Genomic DNA, 22,787 nt, shown 5'->3' with positions numbered 1-22,787 from the left:
GCTCCCCCGTTAGGGGGACTGGGGGAAACCGTCCCGGTCAGATTAGGGTGCCGACCACGCAGTGATCTCTGGTACGAACGTAGGGGCCCGCGGGTTTCGCCGGGGGTGGGTCGCCGGACAGCGCCGACGCCATCGCCATCAGCCGGCCACTCGCGGAAAGAGAAGAGACGGATGCCGTACGTCCTGGGGATAGACATCGGAAGCACCAACACCGCCGCCGCCGTCGCTCGGCGCGACGGCCGGACCTGGACGCGTCCGGAGGCTGTCCCGCTGAACGCCGGCTCGCCGCTCGTACCGTCGGTGCTGCACCTGGCCGAGGACGGCGCGCTGCACATCGGCGGGCCCGCGACCGACGACGGCAGTCGCACCAGCAGGGATTTCGTCCGCCGGATCGGTGACGACGTGCCCCTGCTGCTCGGTGGCGAGGCGTGCGCGCCGCAGACCCTCACGGCGGAGTTGGCGGCCTGGGTGGTGGAGCAGGCGCACGCCGCGGAAGGCGGCCCGGCCGAGGCGGTGGTGCTCAGTCACCCGGCCGGCTGGCGGCCGTACCGCCGGGAGCTGCTGCGCCGCGCGCTCGTCGACCTCGGGCTGCGCACGGTGACGCTGCTCCCCCGTACGGTCACGGTCGCGGAGAGTCACGCGGCGCGTGGCTTCGCGGGCACCACGGCGGCCGTTTACGCGTTGGGCGGCGCCAGCTTCGAGGCGGCCCTGGTCCGGCGCACCCCGCGCGGCACCTACGAGAGCTTCGGCACGCCCCAGGGTCTCGACCCGATCGGCGGGGCCGACTTCGACGAGCTGCTGGCCAGCCACGTCCGTACCGTGCTGTCCCGGGAGCTGGCCGCCATCGGGCGGCGGGACCACCACGCCGCCCTGCGCGGCCTGCCGGCCGAGTGCGACCGGGTCAAGCGGGCGCTGACCGTCGAGCCGGCCGCCGACGTGGTGTTGAGCCTGCCGACCGGTCCGGCACGCATACCGGTGACCCGCGCGCAGTTCGAGGCGATGATCCGCCCCACCGTGCAGGCCACCGTGGACCTCCTGCTGCGCACCGTGCAGGGCGCCGGCCTGACGCCGACACAGCTCGACGGCGTCCTGTTGGCCGGCGGCTCGACCCGCATCCCGCTGGTCACCGAGCTGATCAGCACGGCGCTCGGTGTGCCGGTCGAGGTCGAGCCGGACGCGCAGCTCACCGCCGCCACCGGAGCGGCGAGCGCCGCCTGCCAGGTGGTGTCACCCCGGCCGCGCCCTCGACCCCCGGCCCCGGTCCGCGATCCGGCGCCGGTCCCGGGTGAGGGCCGGGCGAGCCTCCCGGCCCTGCGGCGACCCCGGGACCACGCCACCGATCCGGGCGAACCGCCACCCCGACCGCCGGTCCGGATCCTGCCCCTCGACCTGCCGAAGGCGTCCCGCCTGGCACTGACGCTCAGCCGGGGACGCGAAGGATGACCACAATGATCATGAATAACCTCGTCGACTCCCGACTGGTGCTGGGCCGGGCGTCCAGGGCCCTGTTGGACCGGGTCGCCGACGATCCGGTCGCGCCGCTCACCGTCGGCCTGGCCGGCCCCGCCGGGCACGGCAAGACCGCCCTGCTCGCCGAGCTGACGAACATCCAGCAACGGGCCGGCGTCACCGTGCGCACGGGTGTTCCCGGGCCCGGCGAGCCCGTCGACCCGGACGACCTGATCCTGGTCGACGACGCGCACCTGCTCGACGACGAACGGATCGGCGTGCTGCTGCGCCTGGTCGCCACCCGCCGGCACCGGCTGGTCGTCGCCCACCGCCCCTGGCCCCGGTCGGCAGCCCTCACCGAGCTGGTCGACACGCTGCGCCGCGACGGGCAGGCCGTGCTGCTCGGGCCGTTCACCCGGGAGCAGACCGGGGCCTGCGTCGCCGCCGTCCCCGAGTTGACCCAGCGCGCCGAGCTTGTCGACTTCGTACACGCGCAGACCGGTGGCGTCCCCCGCGACGTCGAGCGGCTCACCCGCGGCCTGCGCGCGGCACCGAGCCTGACCACCGTCCCGACCGAGCCACCCCGACCCGTCGTCCTCGAGTTCGCGCCGGAGCTGGAGATCCAGCCCGCCCCCGTACGACGACTGTTGCTCGCGGTCGCGGCCGGCGTACCGCTGCCGGTGGCCATGCTCGGCCCGCTCCTGGATCAGGAGCCGGAGGCGGTGGACGAGCTGATCGCCACGACCCGGGCGGCCGGGCTGATCGGCGCGGACGGCCGGCTCACCCCGCTGGTCCGCCGGGCCGTCACCACGCTCAGCCCGGCCACCGAGCGCAGCGCCGTCTGGCGTCGCCTCACCGAGTTGCAGCTCGCCCGGGGTGGTCCGGTGCTACCGCTGGTCCGCTCGCTGCTCGCGGTGGGCGTCCTCGGCGACTGTCCGGCCCCGACGCTCGCCGCGGCGGCCCAGGAGGCGCTTGCCGACCAGCCGGCCTTCGCCGCCGAGCTGTTCGCCGCCGCCACCGCGGCCGGGCACCCGACCGGCGCCCGCCAGGCTCTCGCGGCCGCGCTCGCCGGTGACCTCGACGACGCGCTGCGCCTGGCGGACCGGTTGCTGACCACCGCCGACCCGGCGGTCCGCGCCGAGGCGGCCGCGGTGGCGGCGACCGCGCTGGCGCACCGGGGCCACGCCGGCCGCAGCGTCGAGCTGTACCGGTGGTCGGGCACCGCCTCGTCGGTGGCGTTCGCCGCCGTGGGCGGGTTCGCCATCGGCGACCTGACCGCCGACGGGCCGCGCGTGGACGAGCCCGCCGGCGCACCGCCCACCCTGCACGCCAGCGCCGCCCGGCTGATGGCCGACGGAGTACGCGAGGGCGTCACCGGCACGCCGAGCGCGGCGCTCTCCGCGCTCGTGCAGTCCGCCGCCCTGCTGGAACCGGACGGTCGGGCGGCCCTCCTGCCGGACAGTCCGGCGGCGCTGGCCGCGCTGACCGCCGTGCACTGTGGCGAGCTGGACATCGCCGAGCGGGTCCTGCACCGCGCGGAGGCCGGCGGTGTCGGCGGCCCGCTGATGGCCCGCCGGCATCGGCTGTTGCAGGCCTGGATCCTGATGGTTCGAGGTCAGACGCTCGCGGCCGCCGAGCGCCTCGCCACGGTCACCGCCGACGAACGCCCGTTGGAATCCCGCGACCTGCTCTTCGCCGCCGCGCTGCGGATGGGCATCGCCCGGCGCACCAGCGACCTCGGCGCGCTCAAGCGGGGGTGGGGCCAGGCGCTGGAGGCGGTGGTCCGCCACGGGGTCGACCTGTTCACGCTGCTGCCGCTGGGCGAACTGGCCATCGCGGGCGCGCGGCTCGGTGACGTGGCCCGGTTGGCGCCCTACCTGCGGGAGGGCGCCACCCTGCTCGACCGACTCGACACACCGACGCTGTGGAGCGTCCCGCTGCACTGGAGCGGCCTGCACGCCGCCATCCTGACCGGCGAGCCGACGGCCGCCGACGACCACGTCGCCGCCCTGCTCGCCGCCGCCGAGCACAGCCGCTACGCCGGTGTGGTCGCCGCGGCCGCCGAGAGCTGGGTCGAGGTGCTACGGGGTGTGGTCGACCCGGTACGGGTCGAGGCCGCCGCCCGGGGCCTGCACGACACCGGACTGTGTTGGGACGGCGCCCGCCTCGCCGGTCAGGCCGCGATCCGCACCGCGGACCGACGGGCGATGACCACCCTGCTCGAGTGCGCCCGGGTGCTCCAGGGTCGGCCGGCCGGCGCGACCGGTGGGCAGCGCCCGAGCGACGGCGCGACCGCCACGCCGGCCGCCACCGCGGCCGGCCCCACCCAGCAGGGGCTGAGCGACCGCGAGTACGAGGTGGCCGAGCTGGTGCTCGCCGGGCTGACCTACCGGGAGATCGGTGACCGGCTCTTCATCTCGGCCAAGACCGTGGAGCACCACGTGGCGCGCATGCGCAACCGGCTGCACTGCGCCAATCGGGCGGAGCTGCTGGCGTTGCTGCGGACCATGGTCGCCGACCGGGCCAGCGACGCCGCCGGGCAGCCGTGGCCGCAGCGGTCGGCCCGATGAGCCGGCGCACCCGGCGGAGCGCCACGTGACGCGCGCACGACGACCTGGGGTCCGGCTCGTCGCGACGGCGGCGGTGCTGCTCGCGTTGTGGTCGTACGCAGCCTGTCTGACCGGCCAGGACGCCCTCGACCTGCTGCGGGTGCGGGCCCTGGCCGACACCCTGGGCCAGCCCATCGACCGGCTGGTCCTGAGCCTGCAGACCGAGCGCCGGGCGACCGCCGAGACGCTGGCCGACGCCGCGCCCGCAGGGGCCACGCTGGCCGGGGCGCGGGCGGCGACCGACGTGGCAGCGGCGCAGGTCCGGGCGTTCGGAGACGGACACGACCTGCGCCTGCTCAGCGCGGGGGCGGTCCGCGACCGGGCCGAGACCCTGGTCCGGAGGCTGAACGGGCTGGGGGCGATCCGGTCCCGGGTGGACGACGGGCAGCTCGACCAGGCGGGCGCGGTCGACGGGTACGACCAGCTCGTCGATGCCGCCTTCGACGTGTACGGACCGGAGTGGGGCGCGCACGAGAGCAGGCTGGCGGTCGACACCCGCGCGGTGATCGCGCTGGCCCGTGCCCGTGAGCTGCTGGCCCGGGAGGACACCCTGGTCACGGCGGCCGTCCTGAGCGGTCGACTGGGCGTCGAGGAGCGCCGCCGGCTGGTCGAGCTGGTGGCCGTCCAGCGGTACGCCCGGGCCGAGGCGACGGCCGGCCTGCCGGGCGACGGCCAGGGCGCGTACCAGCGACTCGTGGCGGGACCCGAGTTCGCGGGCCTGCTCGCCGTGGAGGACACGCTGCTGCGCACGGACCGGGTCGACGCGCTGCGTGGGGTCAGCGCGCAGAAGTGGCGCGCGGCGGCGGACGCCGCCCTCGGCGCGCTGCACGAGCTGGTGACGACGACCGCCCGCGCGAGCGTCGAACGGGCCACACCCGGCGCCGCGGTGATCGTGGGGCGGACCGGCGTGGTGGTGGGTCTCGGGCTGATCGCCGTAATCGCGGTGCTGTTGGGCTGGGCCAGGGCCGTACGCCGCGGGCCCGAGCACGAGACGCCGCCGGGCGCCGACGAGCCTCGGTCGGAACCGCCGACCGCACCCGTCGACCGGCTGCCTCCCGTGCCGCCCGTTGCCGAGAACGGCGGCGATCAGCAGGGTGGCGGGCCGGCGCGGGAACGTCACGCGGCCGACCTGTTGCTGGGGATCACCCGGCGCAACCAGGTTCTGCTGCGCGACCAGCTCGACCTGCTCGACGCGATGCAGCGGCGGGAGCAGGACGCCGCGGAGGCCGACGAGCTGTTCCAGCTCGACCATCTCACCACCCGTATCCGCCGCAACGTGGAAAAGGTGATCACCCTCGCCGGGGCGCGGCCCGCGCGCCGCTGGCGACGCCCGGTCCCCCTGCTCGACGTGACGCGCGGCGCGGTCGCCGAGGTGCCGGAGTACCACCGGGTCCTGGTGGCGCCGCACTGGCCGTGGTCGCTCGCCGGGCCCGCCGTCACGGACGTCGTGCACCTGCTGGCCGAGCTGATCGAGAACGCTCTGACCTTCTCGACGACCGACACCACGGTCCGGGTCACCGGCGAGCACCGGCCACACGGCTGCGCGATCGTGGTGGTCGACGACGGTCCCGGCCTCGACGCCGCCGCGCTCGACGAGGCGAACCGTCTGCTCGCCAGCCCGCCGAACGACCCGCCGAGCGACGCCGGAGGGTTGTACGCGGTCGCCCTGCTGGCCGCCCGGTGCGGTGCCCGGGTCGTCCTGCGGCCCAGCCGACGCGGCGGGACGGCTGCCATCGTGCACCTGCCGGCCGAGCTGGTCACCGTGACCGGCGGCCCGGACGCGACGTCGCCGGGGCCCGCGTACCGGCCGCTGCCCGGAGCGGTCGAGGTGCCGGACGCGAGGCCGACGGGCAGCGCCGACGGGCTGCCGATGCGGATCCGCCAATCCGGGGCGCCCGTGCCCGGCCCCGGCAACGCCGGCCCCGAGACCGTCGAGCTGCCGATCACGAGAACAACGAGGAGACATCGATGACGCACGCAGTGGTCACCGAGGACAGCCTGACCGGCGCGCTGGACCGCCTGGTGGACCGGGTACGCGGTGCGGAGTTCGCCGTGGTGCTCTCCCCGGACGGGCTCCCGCTCGGCGGTTCCCGGCAGGTGCAGGCGAAGCTGGCCGAAGAGATCTCCGGGATCGTTGCCGGCCTGTTGGCGCTGGGACTGGCCGCCACCCGGACGTGTGACGCGGGCGGGCTGCGCCAGATCGTGGTGCAGATGTCGCGGGCGTTCCTCTTCGTCGCCACCATCTCGAACGGGACCATCCTGACCGTGCGGATCTCCGGCGACGAGGTCGAGGTGGGCGACATGGCGTACGAGGTCGCGCTCTTCGTCGGGCAGGCCGAACGGCACCTGCCGATCCGCCTGGAGACCGCCGCCGCGGCGAGGAGCGGAGATTCTGGTGCCCAGCGCCGGCTCAGCTGACGAGGCGTGGTACGACGACGACGCCGGCCCGGTCGCCCGTCCGTACACGATGACCGGTGGGCGTACGACGTCCGAGCGCGGCCGGTTCGACCTGATCTCGCTGGTCGTCGCGCGGCGGTCGGCGACGTCGCCCACGTCGCTCTTCCCCGAACAGGCGCGGATCGTCGAGCTGTGTCACCATCCAGTGTCGGTGGCTGAGGTCAGCGCCGAGCTGGATCTGCCCCTCGGCACCGTTCGGGTCCTCCTCGGTGACCTGCTGGGGGCGGGGTTGGTTGAGACGCACGAACCGCCGTCGCTGTCGGAGCTGCCGTCGCAGGAGCTGCTCGAGTCGATACTCGTCGGGCTGCGCGCCCTGTGACCGCTCGGGTGCCACCGCGACCGAGCGGTCGCGGGCGGGCGTCCGGCGACGAAGTGAAGGGGAGACAGGCAGTGCCGGCAACACCGCCGCAGCCACGGCGTACTGTGGCGATCATTCTGCTGGACCGGATCGTGGCCGCTGCCGCAGCCGTACGGCGGGTGGTCACCGGCCGGGCCGACGTGTCGCGGGCCACCTGGGTCGCCGTATTCGCGGCGCTCGGGGTGGTGGTGGCGACGGTGGTCTCGATCGTCAGTGTGGTGCGTACCCCGGAGCGGCTCGCGCCGGTGACCCTGGACGCGCCCCCGTCGGTGGACCAGTTGGGCACGCCTGCCCCCGGTACGCCCCGGGGGCAGGCACAGCCGGCCGCCACCAGCCCGACCACCGTGGGGTCGCCCTCGGCCAGCGCCGCGCCGCCACCCGTCGAGCCGCCGTCCAGCGCGCCGGCCGTGACCCCCTCGTCGGCCTCCCCGACCCCGGCCGCCCTCGCCGCCGACTTCGTCGTCGAGGACAACGCGCTGCTCAGCTACGGCGCGACCGTGACGATCAGCAATCCGGGGCCGGTGCCGGCGACGCGGTGGACGCTGACCATCACGCTGCCCCGGGAGTCGCTGCGGGTCAGCGCGGTCGAGGGCGCGCGGGCCACCCAGGACGGCGCGGTGTGGACGTTCGTGCCGGACGGCAGCGTGGGGCAGGTGCCGGGCGGCGCCTCGACGCGGGTGACCTTCCGGGTCAACGGCGCGGTGGTCGGCGCGACGCCGACGGCGTGCACGATCGACGGGGTCGCCTGCGGCGGCCTGTCGAGCTGAGCCCCGGCCGCCGAGTCGGTCCCGACGGCGGCCCGGACGCGGTGGCGAGCATCGCTCATGCTGAAGGGGTGATTCGCTTCGTCCTGAACGTCCTGTGGCTCATCTTCGGCGGTGGCCTCGTGCTGGCGATCGGCTACGGCTTCGCCGCGCTGATCTGCTTCCTGCTGGTCGTCACCATTCCGTTCGGCGTCGCCGCGCTGCGCCTCGCCGTCTACTCGCTGTGGCCCTTCGGCCGCACGCTGGTGCCCAAACCGGGCGCGGGCGTCGGCTCCGGGCTGGCGAACGTGCTCTGGGTGGTGCTGGCCGGTTGGTGGCTGGCCCTGTCCCACATCCTCGCCGGCATCGCGCTCTGCGTGACGATCATCGGGATCCCCTTCGGCATCGCCAACTTCAAGCTCGTCCCGGCCGCCTTCTGGCCGCTGGGCCGGGAGGTTGTCGAAGCGCCGTGACACGTCGACGGGTCGCCCGTTTCCGAGGCGGGCGACCCGGTCGGGGCCGACGCCGTCGATAGTGGACAATCCGGTTCACCCCGACGGACCCCTCGATAGGAGCCTGGCATGGCCGGCCCGGACGCCGAACTCACCGCGACGCTTCAGCCCGACGTGCCGCACGCGGCACGGATCTGGAACTACTGGATGGGCGGCAAGGACAACTTCCAGTCCGACCGGGCGGCCGGTGACGCGGTCGCCGAGGTCTACCCGGAGATCGTCCTGATGGCGCAGCAGTCCCGCCGCTTCCTGGTCCGGGCGGTCCGGTACCTGGCCGCCGAGGCCGGCATCCGGCAGTTCCTGGACATCGGCACCGGCCTGCCGACCATGCAGAACACCCACGCGGTCGCCCAGGGCATCACGCCGGACGCGCGGGTCGTCTACGTCGACAACGACCCGATGGTCCTCGTGCACGCCCGCGCGCTGCTGGCCAGCACGACCGTCCAGGGTGTCACGACGTACGTGCCGGCCGACTACCACGACCCGGAGGCCATCCTCGCCGAGGCGGCGCGGACGCTCGACTTCGACCAGCCGATCGCCGTCATGTTCATGGGCGTGCTGGGGTACGAGCCGGACCTGGAGGTGGTGCGCTCGATCGTCGGGCGGACGATGGACGCGACGGCGTCCGGCAGCCACCTGGTGCTCTGGGACGGCACCAACACCAGCCCGCAGGTGGTCTCCGGGGCGCAGCGGCTGGCCGAGAACGGCGGTGTCCCGTACATCCTGCGCAGCCCGGCGGATCTCGCCGGCTGCTTCGCCGGGTTGACGCTGGTGGAGCCCGGTCTCGTGCCGATCCCGCTGTGGCGTCCGGACGAGGCCGACGCCCGGGGGATCGACGCCTACGGCGCGGTGGCCCGCAAGCCCTGACGCGACGCCGACCCCCCGGTACGTCGCCCGGATCAGCGCGCGCAGGTCAGCGTCAGCCCGGCCGGCGGCGCGCTGGCGGTCGCGAGCAGACCGAACGTCGTCGACCCGTCCGGCGCCAGCGTTCCGTTGTACGGTGCGTTGCGCACCACCACATCAGCGCCGGCCGGGTCGACGACACCGCCCCACACCGCCTGGATCCGCTCGTCGCCGGCCCAGCGCCAGGAGACGCGCCACTGGTCCAACGGCTGCGTGCCGACGTTGCGGACCGTCACGGTGGCGACGAATCCGGTGCCCCAGCGCGAGTCGATGGTGGCGGTCGCCCGGCAGGACGTCAGCGCGGCGGTCCGGCCGCTCCCCCCGTAGTAGGGCTCCCACCGGCCCTCGGAGTCGCGGAACCCGAACCAGTACTCGGTGTCGGGGGTCAGCCGGTCGAAGGTGACGGTGCCGTCGCGCTCGGCGGAGACCAACTCGGCCACCGGGTTCCGCCACGCGTAGGCGTCGTCGCGGCTGGCGAAGAGTCCGACGGTGATCGGCGGCCGGTAGCCGCACGGCGGGCTGAGCGCGATGAAGTAGACGACGGTCAGGCTGGTGGTGGTGGCCGCGGACACCCGACCACCGATGGGCAGTGCCGGTGGGCAGACCGGGGTGGGCGTCGGCGCCGCCGTGACCGACGCCGTGGGTGTCGGCGCCGCCTGGGCGACGCCGGTGGTCGCGGCCCAGCCGGTCGTGGCGGTGGTCAGGGCGATGGTCGTGAGAGCCAGGAAGATGCGACGCATCCGTACCTCCGAGAAGCCGTCGCCGTCGCGGCCACGGATGGGCAGCCGACCGTACGGGTCCGGACCTGCGCGGCGGCCGCCCGACGGCGATCGGCATGCGGCCGCTGACGGGGACTGCCCGCGCGCGGGTGGTGGGGCCACCTCGCGCGTCCCCGACTCCGGAGCAGAGATCGACCACGCCGGCTCCCGAGCGCGGCCGAACCACAGCATCGCATTCGACGGTTGTCGATACAAGCGGGGTGTCGCGAGCCCGTCGGACGCCCGCCGCCTGCCCGTCGCCGCGAGGACACGCGCCGGGCCCCCGGATCGACGATCATCCATAGCGGTATGTCACTTCGACGCGGGAGCACACACCATGCGCGACAGGAACAACACGAACCGGCGGGTGACGAGGGCACTGACGGCGGCGGCCACCGTGGCGGCGCTGACGCTGGCCCCCCTCACGACGCCGTCACCCGCAGCCGCCGCTCCCAGCCGGGCCGACCTGGCCCTGCGCTGGGCGCCCATCCACTACCAGGACGTCGACGCCACCGGCACCCACGCCCTGGGCGGCCGGAGTGACTACGTCACCGCCGTGGACTTCGACGGCGACCTGAACGGGCGCAACAACTGGGACCGCACCGGGGCGTCCGGCACGTCGCTCGCCGCGCACGTGTACTACTCCGTCGTGGAGACGAGCACGCACTGGTACATCACGTACCTGTTCTTCCACCCCCGGGACTGGACCGACCACCCGTTCTTCGAGACCGAGCACGAGAACGACGGCGAGGGCGTCCTCTTCGCGATCGAGCGGGACGGCTCCACGTACGGCGTCCTGCGCGGGGCGGTCACCGTCGCGCACAGCGACTTCTACTCGTACACCCCGGCCGGCAGCAGCTGGACCAGCGGCCGGGAGAGCGTCGACGGCACCCTGCAGTTCCAGTCCTCGCCGCACGACTCCTTCACCCACCCGGTCACCGCCCAGGAGGCGCAGGGCCACGGACTGAAGGCGTACCCGCAGTACGCCATCAACGGCGACGGCCTGGTCTACTACCCGTCCACGGTGGCCGAGACGCCGGAGAACGGCGACGACCGGGACGTCCGTTACCAGCTCATCGACATCTTCGCCGCCGGCGGCCTGTGGGCGCAGCGGACGAACGCGAATCTCTTCGCCAGCCTGGGCACCTTCGCCGGCGACACCTCCGGCGACTGCGGCGTCGGCACCTGGAGCTGCTCGTCGAACTCCGCGAACGCCCCCTGGGGCTGGGACGACGGCAACGACGTACCCGCCCGTGGCGAGTTGGCGAGTGACCCGGCGAAGCTGTCCGCCGATTACTTCACCGTCCCGGCCGGGTTGGCGCGCAGCTACAGCTACAACCCGTACGCCACTGCCGCCAAGGCACTGGCTGAGGCGGCCCGCACGGCACCGCCGACCGTCGACTGACCCGATCCGCGCAGGTGCGCGGCCGACCCGTTCGGCCGCGCACCCACGCCCACCGGCGGTCGCGCCACGCCGGATCGACACGTAGCCTGCGCAGATGCGACACACCCTCGCACCGGACGACAAGACCCTGCACGGCCACTTCTCCCCCGACCTCGCGCCGGTGCTCACCATCGACTCCGGCGACACCGTCACCTACCGCACCCTGGACTGCTGGTGGTCGGCCGGCCCGTACCCCGGCGGCGCGAACCGGGACCGCCCCCGGGTCCCGCAACGCCGGCCCGAGGACGGGCACGCGCTCGTCGGACCGGTCGCGGTCCGCGGCGCTCGCGCCGGCCAGACCCTCGCGGTACGCATCGACGCGATCGTCCCGGGCACCTGGGGTACGACGGTGGCGGGCGGGTGGCCGAGCGCCTTCAACGAGCGCTACGACGTCGAGTCGACACAGGTGGTACACGCCTGGGAGCTGGACCCGGCGACGATGACCGGCCGCAACCAGCACGGCCACACGGTGGCGTTGCGTCCCTTCATGGGGGTGCTCGGCATGCCGCCGGCGGAGCCGGGACGGCACTCCACCACCCCACCTCGCGAGTGCGGCGGCAACCTGGACTGCAAGGACCTGACCGCCGGGACCACGCTGTTGCTGCCGATCACGGTCGACGGAGCGTTGTTCTCGGTCGGGGACGGGCACGCCGCCCAGGGCGACGGCGAGGTGGGCGGCACGGCGATCGAGTGCCCGATGGACGAGGTGACGCTGACCTTCGACGTCCGCGACGACTTCCCGGTCACCGGCCCGGTGGCCCGTACCGCCGACGCCTGGCTGACGCTGGGCGTGGGAGCGACCCTCGACGAGGCGACGCTCCGTGCCCTGGAGGCGATGATGACCCTGCTGCAACGGCTGCACGGTCTCAGCCGGCCGGACGCGGTGGCGCTGGCCAGCGTCCTCGTCGACGTACGGGTGACCCAGATCGTCAACCAGACCGTCGGCGCGCACGCCGTGCTGCGCGACGACGCGCTGCGCTGAGCTGACGCCGGTCCGGGTCGTGGTCAGCGCAACCGGCGGGCCGTGAACCGGGCCGGCGGCTCGGCGATCGCGTCCTGCGCGGCGATCAGTTGGATCTCCCGGGTGCCCGCCGCGAGGGTCGCTTCGAGGACGGCGAAGACCGAGGAGACGGTCCGCTCCAGCGCGGTGGCCGGTGAGCCGGTGGTCGACAGGTGCGCCAGGTACAGCGCCGCCGTGACGTCGCCGCCGCCGTTCGGGTTGATCGGCAGCAGCGGGGTGGTGACCGCCCAGGCCCCCTCGTCGGAGACCGCCACCACCTCCAGCGAACCCGCCGCCACGTCGTCGTGCAGCACGCTCGTCACCAGGGCGTGCCTCGGCCCGGTGGCACGGACGACGTCGACCGCCTCCAGCACCTGGGCGAGGGTGGTGGTCGTACGGCCGGCGAGGAAGTCCAGCTCGAAGTGGTTCGGCGTGATGATGTCGGCGCGCGGCACGACGGTGTCGCGCAGGTACTCCGGGATGCCGGGCCGGACGAACATCCCCCGGCCGACGTCGCCCATCACCGGGTCGCAGCAGTACACGGCGGCCGGGTTGGCGGCCTTGACCTGGGCGACGGCGTCGAGGATCACGGCGCCCATCGCCGGGTCGCCCTGGTAGCCGGACAGCACCGCGTCGGCGCTGCCGAGAACGCCCCGGTCGGCGATGCCCGCGATCACCTCGGCCACGTCGGCGGCCGCCAGCAACGGGCCGCGCCACGCGCCGTACCCGGTGTGGTTGGAGAAGTGGACGGTCAGCACCGGCCACACCTCGTGCCCGAGACGCTGCAGGGGGAAGACGGCGGCCGAGTTGCCGACGTGGCCGTAGGCGACCGACGACTGGATGGACAGGATCTGCACGGACCCATTCTGGCCGCCCCGTCCGCCCCGGGACGCGCGGGCCACCGATTCTGTCGGCTGGCCCACTGCGGTTCGCCCGGACGCCACACGGCACTTGGGGGCGGCCCGGACCGCCGAAATCCGGGCCGCCCCCTCGTGCCGCGCGGTCAGCCGCCGAGGCTCGCCGCGGCCGAGGCGATCGACGAGGCGAAGTAGCTCACCTGGGTGTAGACGCCCGGGTAGTTGGGTCGGGCGCAGCCGTTGCCCCAGCTGACGATGCCGACCTGGATCCAGGCGTTGGTGGCGTCGCGGCGGAACATCGGGCCACCCGAGTCGCCCTGGCAGGTGTCGGTGCCGCCGCTGGCGTAGCCGGCGCAGATCTCCTCGGCCGGGATGAGGTCGCCACCGTAGTTGGAGTTGCAGGTGGAGTCGCTGACGAACGGCACGCTCGCCTTGAGCAGGTACCGCTGCTGCGCGCCGCCCTCACGGGCCGCGCCCCAGCCGGCGACGGTGAAGGTGCCGCTGTCGTACGCAGTCGTGGTGGCGATCTTCAACGTGCTCAGCCCGGTGACGGGGGTGGCCAGCCGGATCAGCGCCCAGTCCTTACCGTTGCCGTTGTAGCCGGGCGCGCGGTAGACGTAGTTGGACCGGACGGTGATCCGGCTGGACGACTGGAGGTCGACCACCCCGAGGGTCGCGGTGATGCTGGTGTTGGTGCCGGTCGCGCCCACGCAGTGTGCGGCGGTGAGCACCAGCCGGGAGCTGTAGAGGGCCCCGCCGCAGCCCATCGAGAGCCGCACCATGAACGGGAACTCGCCCTGGGCGGCGCGGGTGCCGCCGACCACGTTCGGCGTGACGGGGTTGTCGGCCGCGGCGGCGGGTGCCGCGAGGGTGAGGCTGGCCGCGGCCAGCGCGGCGGCCACCAGGCCGGTGAGGGTACGCCAGCGAACCATGCATTCCTCCGCTTCGGTACGGCACGCCTTGTGGGCGCACCTGATCGATAGCGGCTATCGTATTGATGGGAATATATGTTCCGGGTCATCCCCTCTGGGTCGTACTCCAGGGTTATGGATCGCGCTAGACGTCGCGGTCCCGCCGACGGCGACGCCCACGGGCGGCGACGACCGCCATGAGGCTGACCACCGCGGCGGCCAGTTGCAGCACCGCGCCGAGCAGGTCGACCAGGCTGGAGAGGGCGGTAGCGTCGGGGACAAGGTCCATCGCGGCCTCCGGGTTTCGACCCCCACCATCCGCGCCTTGCGGAGGGCTTCCCCCGGGCCCACGGACATCGACGGGCGCCACCACCATTATGGCAGCGGCCGGCGAGCGCACCAACCCCGGATTCCGAGGCGGTGACCGGACGGCGGCCGGCTCACCGCGGAACGGACTCCTGCCCGGCCAGCACCACCAGGCCGTCGGCCGGAACGGAAACGGAAGCCGTCGCGCCGTCGGGCCAGACGAGGTAGCCCACCGGTGGCCCCGCCGATCCCCATCGCGCCCCGACGATCGTGGCCAGTCGCGCGTCGTCCGCCCCCGCGGCACGTCGTACCCGGGTGCCCGGGGCATGCCCGTCGTCGGCCACGATGAGCAGCGCGTCGAGGATCTGTCCCACGCCGGCGGCCGGCAGTCCCGGCACGTACGGCTCGTCCACGGAGCCGAGGCGCGGCGTCATCATCGTGCGCAGCAGCGCGGCCTGGCGGACCGCCGCGTGGCGGAGCTGCCCGTCCACGCCAGCCTCGACGACGGCCAACGCCTCCTCGATCGCCGACCAGAGCCGCGTCGGCGTCTCGTCGAGCAGCCGGCGGGCCTCCCGGTCGACATCGGAGCAGGCGGTGTCGACCGCCGTGTCCTCGCCCAGCTCCGCGATCCAGGCGACGTCCCCCACCTCCGGGAGCAGTCCGGGCGACTCGGCCGCGACCACGAGGTACAGCATGGCGAGCAACTCCTGCCGACCTTCGCCGTGGTAGAGCCGACCGACGCCGGAGCCGGCCGGCCCACGGCTGGGCGGGAAACGTTCGACGAGGTGCGCGGCGCGGCCCTCCGGCAGCGTCGCCGCGCGGCGCGTGTCGGCCACCCGTTCGCCGAACGAGCGCCGTTCGCGGCGGTCGACGAGGGCCTGACGGTACGGGTCCGCGCTGGTCGGATAGATCGTCCGGCCGTACCTGGCGAGGGTTTCGCCGGGCTTCAGACCGGCCGAGTCGAGTTGCCGGGCGGCCACCGAGTAGCCGACGCCGGTGCGGGCCGCCTCCTCCCGGATGGCGCGCCTGCGGGCGCGGCCCGCGACGGGGGAACGGTGGGACGGGTGATCGGACATGACGCCTCCGGTGCAGCCCCACGCGCTCCACGGAGCGGGCGACGTGACCGGCACGCCGAGAATCGACACGACCGCGCGGAGTCGGCGACTCTTGGCCCCAGGTATGTGGTCGGGCGTGGGCCACCACATCGGGCGCGGGCAGGCGCTCTGCCGCCGCCAGCATATCGCGACGCCCGCGCCGACGGCCGCCCTCGCGTCGGCACGGTGTCGGCCCGCGTCGGCGGGGCTGTCAGCGGCGTGTCGGGGCCGTGTCAGGCGCGCCGCGCACGCTGGTCGGCATGACAAGCGATCTGGTGATCGAGGCCGAGGGCCTCGTCAAGACCTTCGGGAAGACGAGGGCGCTGCAGGGCGTGGACCTCGCCGTACCCCGGGGGACGGTGCTCGGGGTGCTCGGCCCCAACGGCGCCGGCAAGACCACGGCCGTCCGCATCCTCTCCACCCTGCTGGCCCCGGACGCCGGAAGCGCCCGGATCGGCGGCTTCGACGTCGTCCGCGACGCCGGGCGGGTCCGGCAGCGTATCGGCCTCACCGGCCAGTACGCCTCGGTCGACGAGGATCTGACCGGGCGGCAGAACCTGGAGCTGTTCGGCACGCTGCTGGACCTCGGTCGCGCCGGTGCCCGGCGGCGGGCCACCGAACTGCTCGAATGGTTCGACCTGACCGACGCCGCCAACCGGCCCGCCAAGACGTACTCCGGGGGTATGCGCCGACGGCTCGACCTGGCCGCGAGCCTCGTCGGCTCGCCGGACGTGATCTTCCTGGACGAGCCGACGACCGGGCTGGACCCGGCCAAGCGCGAGGACATGTGGGACGTGGTCCGGTCGCTGGTGACCAACGGCTCCACGGTGCTGCTCACCACGCAGTACCTGGAGGAGGCCGACGCGCTCGCCGACGCGATCACGGTGATCGACCACGGCCGGGTCATCGCCCACGACACACCCGACGGGCTCAAGCGGATCGTCGGCGGGCAGACCCTCGAGGTCCGGCCGACCGACCCGGCGCAGCTCCGCCGAACCGCGGCGATCCTGACCGAGGTCGGCTCGGGCGGGCCGGCCGACGAGATCCGCAGGGGCGTCCTCGCCGTGCCGGTCGCCGACGACACGGCGCTGACCGAGAGCGTCGCGCGCCTGGCCTCCGCCGGCATCGCCGTCACCGAACTCTCCCTGCACCTGCCCAGCCTCGACGAGGTGTTCTTCACCCTCACCGGGCGTACGGCGTCCGAGGACGACACCACTTCGCGTACGGAGGTAGCGGCATGAGCACCCTGGTCGGCGCACCAACCACACCGAACTCCACACCGTCGACGGCAGCGGTGAACCCACGACCGTTCCGGCTGGTGCGGCACTCGCTGGCGCTCGCCAAACGCAGCCTGATCAAGACCTGGCGTACGCCCGAGGCGCTGATCGATGTCACGCTGCAACCGGTGCTGTTCCTGGTCATCTTCGTCTACATCTTCGGCGGCGCGGTCGCCGGCTCCACCCATGACTACCTGCAGTTCCTGCTGCCGGGCATCCTGGCGCAGACCATCGCCACCGGGGCGATCGCGATCGGCGTGAACCTCAACACCGACATCGCCAAGGGCATCTTCGACCGGTTCCGGTCGCTGCCGGTCCCCCGCTCCGCACCGCTTGTCGGCGCGGTCCTCGGCGACGTCGTCCGGTACGTGATCGTCACGGTCTCGACCCTCGCGATCGGCTACCTGATGGGTTTCCGGATCGACACCGACCCGTTCCGGGCGATCGCCGGCTGCGTGCTCGCGGTGCTGTTCGCGCTCTGCCTGAGCTGGCTGCCGGTCTGGGTGTCGATGAAGGTGCGCACCCCGGGCGCCGTGCAGGGACTGATGTTCGCCCTGATCATGCCGCTGAGCTTCGGGTCGAACGTGTTCGTCGGCACCGACACGCTGCCCGGCTGGATGCAGGCCTTCGTGAAGGTCAACCCGATGACCCACCTGGTGGCCTCGGTACGCGGACTGTTCCTCGGCACCCCGCTCGACGCGCACGTGTGGTGGACCCTCGCCTGGTGCGCCGGCTTCGTGGCGGTGTTCATGCCGATGGCGTTGCGCGCCTACCGCAAGAAGGTCTGACCCGGGCTAGGCGAGCAGGTCCTCCATCAGCTCACGGACCCGGGTGACGGCCGCGGCCACCGGCCGGGCACGCCAGACGGCCAGCAACGACTCACGCTGCTCCTCGTTACCGAGGGCGGCGTCGAGTCGTTCGCTGCGTTCGCTCGGGAAGAACAGCTCCATGTGCGTCCCGAGCCGCTTGGCGAGCGCGGACAACTCGCGGGTGGTGGCGATGTCGTCCCGGTACGCGGCGAGGTCCGCGCCGCCTGACGCCCACGCCCCGATCACCGGCAGGTCCTTCGAGTTGAGCGCGTCGTCGCGGGCGAGCGCCAACAACGTGGCCGCCTGGCGGGCGGCGTCGGTGCCCGATGCCCCCCGCGCCTCGGCCACCCGCAGGTACAGGACCGCCACCGAGGCCCGCAGCATCACCCGCGGCTGCGGTGGCGGGCCGGTCCAGCCGGCGAGAGTGCGGTTCACCTCGTCGGCGTGGGCCAGTGCCTCGTCATAGCGCTCGCGCTGCCAGGCGAGGTGCGCCAGGCCGAGAAGCGCCTGCGCGACGTCCATCTGCTCGGCCTGGCCCGGCGTCGCCGTCTCACCGAGTCGCCGTTCCGCGTCCGCGTCGCCGGTCAGGGCGAGCTGCACGTCCAGCCGCACCCGGATCGACCGCGCGTCCTGCTGTGCGCCGATCATCTCCATGTGCCGGACGCTGCGCGCCAGCCACTCGGCCGACCGCCCCTCCCTGCCAGGGAGCAGGAACTGCCCGACGGCACCCGCGGCCATCGCCATGCCCCAGTGGTCGCCCGCCACCTCGAAGCGGTGGTACGCCTGCTCGGCGTCCTCGATCGACGCCTCCGGCAGGCCGTTGTTCTCCCGTACCGCCGCGCGCGCGATCAGGCCGAGCGCCTGCACGTACGGGTCCGGGTGCGCGATCAACTCGGTCGCGGCCTTCAGGCTCCGTTCCGGGTCGGACTCGTCGAAGCCGGGCAACGCCACCGCGAACGCGGTCAGCCGCGGCGACACCTCGGCGGGCCGCTCCGCGAGCAGCGTGCGCAGGGCGCGCCGCGCGAGCACGGCGGGCCGCAGGTCGGCGCTGATGCCGCCGTTCGCGCTGATCAACAGGCACGTCCAGGCGAGTCGGTCCCCGTGCGGCAGGGGCCGGCCGCTGGCCCGGCCCCGCAGGATCGCCGAGCGTCGACGCCGATGCGGCTCGTCGACGTGCAGCATCCCGCGTGCCCAGACGAGGACTTCCAGGTGCAGGCCGCGCACCGTCCAGAGGTGCAGCAGCGCGGTGGCGACGTCGACGGCGGCCGGCTCGTCGTCCTGACCCAGCGCCCACCGCAGGCCCGCGACCAGGTTGTCCTGCTCGACGGCGCAACGGTCGAGCGCCTCCACCTGGTCGGGGCCGACGAAACGGTCGCCGAGCGCGACGGCCTCGTCCCGGCACCACCCCGCCAGGCCGGCCATCGCCGCGTCCCGGTCGCCGGACGCACCGAGTCGGGCCTCGCCGTACTCGCGGACGGTCTCCAACATCCGGTAGCGGGGCGGCCCGTCCCCCTCGACCAGGGTCAGCAGGGACTGTTCGACGAGCCTCGCCAGACCTCGCCGTACGTCGGGGGTCCGCGCGACCGCGGCGGCGAGGTCGGCGGTGAACGGCGCGGGGATGACCGCGACCCGCTCCAGCAGCGCCCGGTCGTCGGGCGCGAGCAGTTCGCGGCTCCAGTCGACCATCGCCCACAGGCTCGCGTGGCGTTCCGGCAGACCCCGCAGCGCGTCGTCGAGCAGCGCGAACCGGTCGGTCAGCCCGGCGAGCACGTCGTCGATCGGCATGTGCCGCAGCCGCGCGGCGGCCAGTTCGAGGGCCAACGGCAGATTGTCGAGCCGGTTGCACAGCGCGAGAGCCCGCGCGGTGTCCCAGGTCGGCACCGCGCCACCGGCCCGTGCCCGGGATTCGACCAGCCCGAGCGCGTCGGCGTCCGGCAGGGCGGTCAGGCGGTGGACCCGCTCGCCGGCCAGGCCCAGCGGGGCGCGACTGGTCGCGAGCACCGCCACCTCCGGGGAGACCACCGCGAGCAGATCGGCGACGACGGTGGCGACCGCGTCGAGGACGTGCTCGCAGTTGTCGAGCACGACCAGGCCGTCGAGGTCCGGCGCCACGGCCCGCATCCGCTCCTCGGGGCTGAGCACCCGGCGTTCGAGGCCCAGACTGCCGCCGGTGGACGAGGTGTCCGCGCCGCCGAGCGCCGCGAGCACGGTGGGCAGCACCTCGTCGGGCGAGCGCAGACCGGCCAGCTCGACCACCCGTACCCCCTGCCCGGCCGCCGCCGCGCGCCGGGTCACCTCGGCGGCGAGGCGGGTCTTGCCCGCGCCGCCGGTCGCCACGATCGTCACCAGGGCCGACTCGTCGAGCGCCGCGTCCAGGGCCTCGACGTCCCGCTCGCGGCCCAGCAGGGCGGTCATCGGCCGGCGCCACGCGGCGGGCAGGACGACGCGTGCCGGCGGACGGGGTGACGCCACGACGGCCGGCTGGTTGAGTTCGCCGCGCAGGAGGGCCAGGTGGACCTGTGTGATCACCGGGGACGGGTCGGTCCCGTAGCGGTCCGCCAGCTCGTCGCGGAGACGCTCGACCACCTCCAGCGCCTCCGCCTCCCGCCCCTGCGCGGCGAGCACCCGCACGAGCAGGGCGGCCGACGGCTCGTCCGGGGGCGTCCGCGCGGCCAGCCGGCGCAGGTCGGCCTCGTCGTACGGGCCCGCGCCGGCGAGCGCGGCCTCGGCGCGCAGCGCGGCGACGGCGGCGAACAGGCGCGCGTCGTCCGCGCTGGCGATCTCCGGCACCTCGGGGAACAGGGCGCGGGCCCGGTCGGCCGCGTCGCGGGCCGCGCGCGCGTCACCGGCCCGCAGCGCGACCCGACCGCCCTCGACCAGCGCCCGTGCCTCGACCGCGTCGACCGTCACCTCCTCGGCCGGCAGGCGGTAACCCCCCGGCACGGCCACCACGGGCAGCCCGAGACGACGTACGCGGGACACGAGCGCCTGCACGGCGCCGGTCGCGTCGTCCGGCGGGGCGCCATCCCAGACCGCGTCCACGAGCAGGCTGGTGGAGACCGCCCGCCCGCGCGCCTCGACGAGCGCGCGGAGCACCGCGGCCAACCGCTCGCCCCGGACCGGCCGGCCGTCGACGGCGAGGGGACCGAGGATGGTGATCTGCACGGGACCAGCATCCCTCACGCGCACCACAGAGCTGTGCAGGGTGCCCGACGGCGCGGGGTGCGGCCGGGACGCCGCGGTGCGTACAGTTTCGGGTCGGACTTGGGGTGGGCCGGCGAAATCCGGCACAGGAAACGGGACGAGACAACGACGCATGACGGTGGACAACATTCCCGACAACGCTCAGGGCGGCATCGACCGGAACCGGCTGGAGACCTGCCTGAGCGTCTTCGAGGCGTTGGAGGCCCTTCCTCCCGACCACCCCGACGTGGTGCGGGTGCAGCGGGCCACCGCGCGGCTCTACAAGGTGATCAAGCAGCGGCGACGTGAGGAGCGGCGCGACGCCATCCTGGCGGCCGACCGGGCGGTGACGGAGGCCACGGCCACCGGCGCCCCGGGTCGGATCGACGACGAGACCCAGGGCATCCCCCTCGCCTCCCCCACCAGCGGCACGACGGCGGGGCTCCTGCACAACCCGCGCGGCTGCTACATCTGCAAGCAGCGCTACCGCGAGGTGGACGCCTTCTACCACCAGCTCTGCCCGTCCTGCGCCGCGCTGAACCGGGAGCGCCGGGACGCCCGTACCGACCTGACCGGCCGGCGCGCCCTGCTCACCGGCGGGCGCGCGAAGATCGGCATGTACATCGCGCTGCGGCTGCTACGCGACGGCGCGCACACGACGGTGACGACCCGGTTCCCGCACGACGCGGTCCGCCGGTTCGCCGCGATGCCCGACAGCGCGGACTGGCTGCACCGCCTGCGGATCGTCGGCATCGACCTGCGCGACCCGGCGCAGGTGATCGCCCTCGCCGACTCGGTCAGCAGCCAGGGCCCTCTCGACATCCTGATCAACAACGCGGCGCAGACGGTCCGCCGCTCGCCCGGGGCGTACGCCCAGCTCGTCGCCGCGGAGGCCGCGGCCCTGCCGGACGGTCCCCTGCCGGAGCTGATCACGTTCACCAAGCCGGCCGGCGCGGGTGGCGCGCTCACCGCCGGCTCGGAGTCGCCGGCCCTCACCCCGCACGCGCTCACCGCACTGGCGTTGACCAGTCGTTCCGCCTCGCCGGAGCGGATCGCGGCGTCCACCGCCATCGACGCCGGCGGTCTCGTGCCGGACCTCGATCCGGTCAACAGCTGGGTGCAGCGGGTGCAGGAGGTCGACCCGGTCGAGCTGCTGGAAGTGCAGTTGTGCAACGTGACCGCGCCGTTCGTGCTGGTCAGCCGGCTACGTCCGGCGATGGCCGCCGCGCCGGCCCGCCGGAAGTACGTGGTGAACGTCTCGGCGATGGAGGGTCAGTTCGGTCGCGGCTACAAGGGGCCGGGGCACCCGCACACCAACATGGCCAAGGCCGCGCTGAACATGCTGACCCGCACCAGCGCCCAGGAGATGCTGACCGACGGCATCCTGATGACCAGCGTCGACACGGGTTGGATCACCGACGAGCGGCCGCACCCGACGAAGATGCGCCTGGCCGACGAGGGGTTCCACGCCCCGCTGGACCTGGTCGACGGCGCGGCCCGGGTGTACGACCCGATCGTCCGCGGCGAGCAGGGCGAGGACCTGTACGGCTGTTTCCTGAAGGACTACGCGCCGTGCGCCTGGTGAACGACGAGGAGAAACCCATGCCATCCGACCACGATTCCTGGCCGACCCTGGACGAGCTGCTCCGCGAGGAGGCGGAGCTGGAACGTACCGGCCTGTCCGAGACGGACGCGTACGAGCTGGGCATGCGCGCCGTGGCCGCCGCGAGCGAGCGGGCGCTGCCGGTCGCGGTGGGCGTGTGGCGGGCCGGGCGTCAGCTGTTCCACTGTGGCCTGCCCGGCTCCACCCAGGACAACGACGCCTGGCTGCGCCGCAAGGGCCGGGTGGTGATGCGGTTCGAGCACTCGTCGCTCTACGTGGCCCGGCTCTGCCAGGACAAGAACGTGACGCTGACCGAACGTTACGGGCTGCCGGCCTCCAAGTACGCCGCCGCCGGGGGCGCGGTGCCGCTGCGGGTGCGCGGCACCGGCGTGGTGGGCTGGATGGGCGTCTCGGGGCTTCCGCAGTTGGACGACCACCGCTTCGTCGTCGACATCCTGCGGTCGGCCGCGCAGTAGTTGGCGAACCCGCCGCCCGTCCGGCGTCGGACGGGCGG

Annotated in this window: 20 protein-coding genes; 14 read left to right on the top strand and 6 right to left on the bottom strand. The window is 74.1% G+C overall.

What is annotated here, in order from left to right:
* The first annotated feature begins 171 nt into the window (after positions 1-171).
* From ACQP03_RS14115 to ACQP03_RS14080, 8 genes are all read left to right on the top strand, one after another.
* The gene (locus ACQP03_RS14115; protein WP_357392728.1) at positions 172-1,443 is read left to right on the top strand and encodes an Hsp70 family protein; all 1,272 of its coding nucleotides are present in this window, start codon (positions 172-174) and stop codon (positions 1,441-1,443) included.
* A gap of 5 nt (positions 1,444-1,448) precedes the next feature.
* Positions 1,449-4,019, top strand: a complete 2,571-nt coding sequence (locus ACQP03_RS14110; protein WP_433460964.1) for a LuxR C-terminal-related transcriptional regulator — start codon at positions 1,449-1,451, stop codon at positions 4,017-4,019.
* A 25-nt stretch (positions 4,020-4,044) separates the two neighbouring features.
* On the top strand, positions 4,045-6,030 hold the full coding sequence (locus tag ACQP03_RS14105; RefSeq protein ID WP_433460963.1) for a nitrate- and nitrite sensing domain-containing protein: 1,986 nt from the start codon (positions 4,045-4,047) through the stop codon (positions 6,028-6,030).
* Positions 6,027-6,476, top strand: a complete 450-nt coding sequence (locus tag ACQP03_RS14100) for a roadblock/LC7 domain-containing protein (protein WP_357121231.1) — start codon at positions 6,027-6,029, stop codon at positions 6,474-6,476. Before ACQP03_RS14105 ends, ACQP03_RS14100 begins: the two co-directional genes overlap by 4 nt.
* Positions 6,451-6,834, top strand: a complete 384-nt coding sequence (locus ACQP03_RS14095; RefSeq protein WP_433461162.1) for a DUF742 domain-containing protein — start codon at positions 6,451-6,453, stop codon at positions 6,832-6,834. Before ACQP03_RS14100 ends, ACQP03_RS14095 begins: the two co-directional genes overlap by 26 nt.
* Before the next feature lie 104 nt (positions 6,835-6,938).
* Positions 6,939-7,640 carry a cellulose binding domain-containing protein gene (locus ACQP03_RS14090; protein ID WP_433460962.1) on the top strand — a complete coding sequence of 234 codons (702 nt, stop codon included), beginning with the start codon at positions 6,939-6,941 and terminating at the stop codon, positions 7,638-7,640.
* 68 nt (positions 7,641-7,708) lie between these two features.
* Positions 7,709-8,089 (top strand): YccF domain-containing protein, encoded by a 381-nt coding sequence (locus tag ACQP03_RS14085; RefSeq protein WP_355050086.1) that lies wholly within the window; start codon positions 7,709-7,711, stop codon positions 8,087-8,089.
* Positions 8,090-8,197: 108 nt separating this feature from the next.
* A complete protein-coding gene (locus ACQP03_RS14080) occupies positions 8,198-8,995 on the top strand; it encodes an SAM-dependent methyltransferase (RefSeq protein ID WP_357121219.1) in 798 nt (265 codons plus the stop codon).
* Between the two features lie 32 nt (positions 8,996-9,027).
* Here ACQP03_RS14080 and ACQP03_RS14075 read toward each other — a convergent pair whose 3' ends face one another.
* Positions 9,028-9,771 (bottom strand): cellulose binding domain-containing protein, encoded by a 744-nt coding sequence (locus ACQP03_RS14075; RefSeq protein ID WP_357392724.1) that lies wholly within the window; start codon positions 9,769-9,771, stop codon positions 9,028-9,030.
* Positions 9,772-10,126: 355 nt separating this feature from the next.
* Here ACQP03_RS14075 and ACQP03_RS14070 point away from each other — a divergent pair, with 355 nt between their 5' ends.
* Positions 10,127-11,194, top strand: a complete 1,068-nt coding sequence (locus ACQP03_RS14070; RefSeq protein ID WP_433460961.1) for a hypothetical protein — start codon at positions 10,127-10,129, stop codon at positions 11,192-11,194.
* Between the two features lie 94 nt (positions 11,195-11,288).
* A complete protein-coding gene (locus tag ACQP03_RS14065) occupies positions 11,289-12,215 on the top strand; it encodes an acetamidase/formamidase family protein (RefSeq protein ID WP_357121209.1) in 927 nt (308 codons plus the stop codon).
* Between the two features lie 23 nt (positions 12,216-12,238).
* On the opposite strand, the gene pdxY is transcribed toward ACQP03_RS14065, so the two are convergent.
* The 4 genes from pdxY to ACQP03_RS14045 form a co-directional block, all read right to left on the bottom strand.
* The gene (pdxY, locus tag ACQP03_RS14060) at positions 12,239-13,090 is read right to left on the bottom strand and encodes a pyridoxal kinase PdxY (protein ID WP_357121206.1); all 852 of its coding nucleotides are present in this window, start codon (positions 13,088-13,090) and stop codon (positions 12,239-12,241) included.
* Between the two features lie 146 nt (positions 13,091-13,236).
* Positions 13,237-14,022, bottom strand: coding sequence for a S1 family peptidase (locus ACQP03_RS14055; protein ID WP_357121203.1), 786 nt, complete (start codon positions 14,020-14,022; stop codon positions 13,237-13,239).
* Between the two features lie 124 nt (positions 14,023-14,146).
* Complete coding sequence (locus tag ACQP03_RS14050; protein WP_357121200.1) at positions 14,147-14,290, bottom strand: hypothetical protein; 144 nt, start codon at positions 14,288-14,290, stop codon at positions 14,147-14,149.
* A 151-nt stretch (positions 14,291-14,441) separates the two neighbouring features.
* Positions 14,442-15,383 carry a hypothetical protein gene (locus ACQP03_RS14045; RefSeq protein WP_357121197.1) on the bottom strand — a complete coding sequence of 314 codons (942 nt, stop codon included), beginning with the start codon at positions 15,381-15,383 and terminating at the stop codon, positions 14,442-14,444.
* Between the two features lie 278 nt (positions 15,384-15,661).
* Between ACQP03_RS14045 and ACQP03_RS14040 the strand changes: the two genes are divergently transcribed.
* Both ACQP03_RS14040 and ACQP03_RS14035 read left to right on the top strand, forming a co-directional pair.
* Positions 15,662-16,642: an ATP-binding cassette domain-containing protein gene (locus ACQP03_RS14040; protein WP_357121194.1), complete on the top strand. Its 981-nt coding sequence runs from the start codon at positions 15,662-15,664 to the stop codon at positions 16,640-16,642.
* The gene (locus ACQP03_RS14035; protein ID WP_357121190.1) at positions 16,639-17,466 is read left to right on the top strand and encodes an ABC transporter permease; all 828 of its coding nucleotides are present in this window, start codon (positions 16,639-16,641) and stop codon (positions 17,464-17,466) included. Before ACQP03_RS14040 ends, ACQP03_RS14035 begins: the two co-directional genes overlap by 4 nt.
* A 6-nt stretch (positions 17,467-17,472) precedes the next feature.
* On the opposite strand, the gene ACQP03_RS14030 is transcribed toward ACQP03_RS14035, so the two are convergent.
* On the bottom strand, positions 17,473-20,652 hold the full coding sequence (locus ACQP03_RS14030) for an AfsR/SARP family transcriptional regulator (protein ID WP_433460960.1): 3,180 nt from the start codon (positions 20,650-20,652) through the stop codon (positions 17,473-17,475).
* A 151-nt stretch (positions 20,653-20,803) separates the two neighbouring features.
* Between ACQP03_RS14030 and ACQP03_RS14025 the strand changes: the two genes are divergently transcribed.
* Positions 20,804-22,255, top strand: coding sequence for an SDR family NAD(P)-dependent oxidoreductase (locus ACQP03_RS14025; protein ID WP_396832752.1), 1,452 nt, complete (start codon positions 20,804-20,806; stop codon positions 22,253-22,255).
* Between the two features lie 17 nt (positions 22,256-22,272).
* Positions 22,273-22,749, top strand: coding sequence for a heme-degrading domain-containing protein (locus ACQP03_RS14020; protein ID WP_357172110.1), 477 nt, complete (start codon positions 22,273-22,275; stop codon positions 22,747-22,749).
* The last annotated feature ends 38 nt before the right edge of the window (positions 22,750-22,787 follow it).

This window comes from Micromonospora sp. CA-248212 (assembly GCF_050948405.1).
In the GTDB taxonomy this organism is placed as follows: Bacteria; Actinomycetota; Actinomycetes; order Mycobacteriales; family Micromonosporaceae; genus Micromonospora.
The sequence above is the reverse complement of the archived record's forward strand: the minus strand, read 5'-3'. Positions and strand labels throughout refer to the sequence as shown.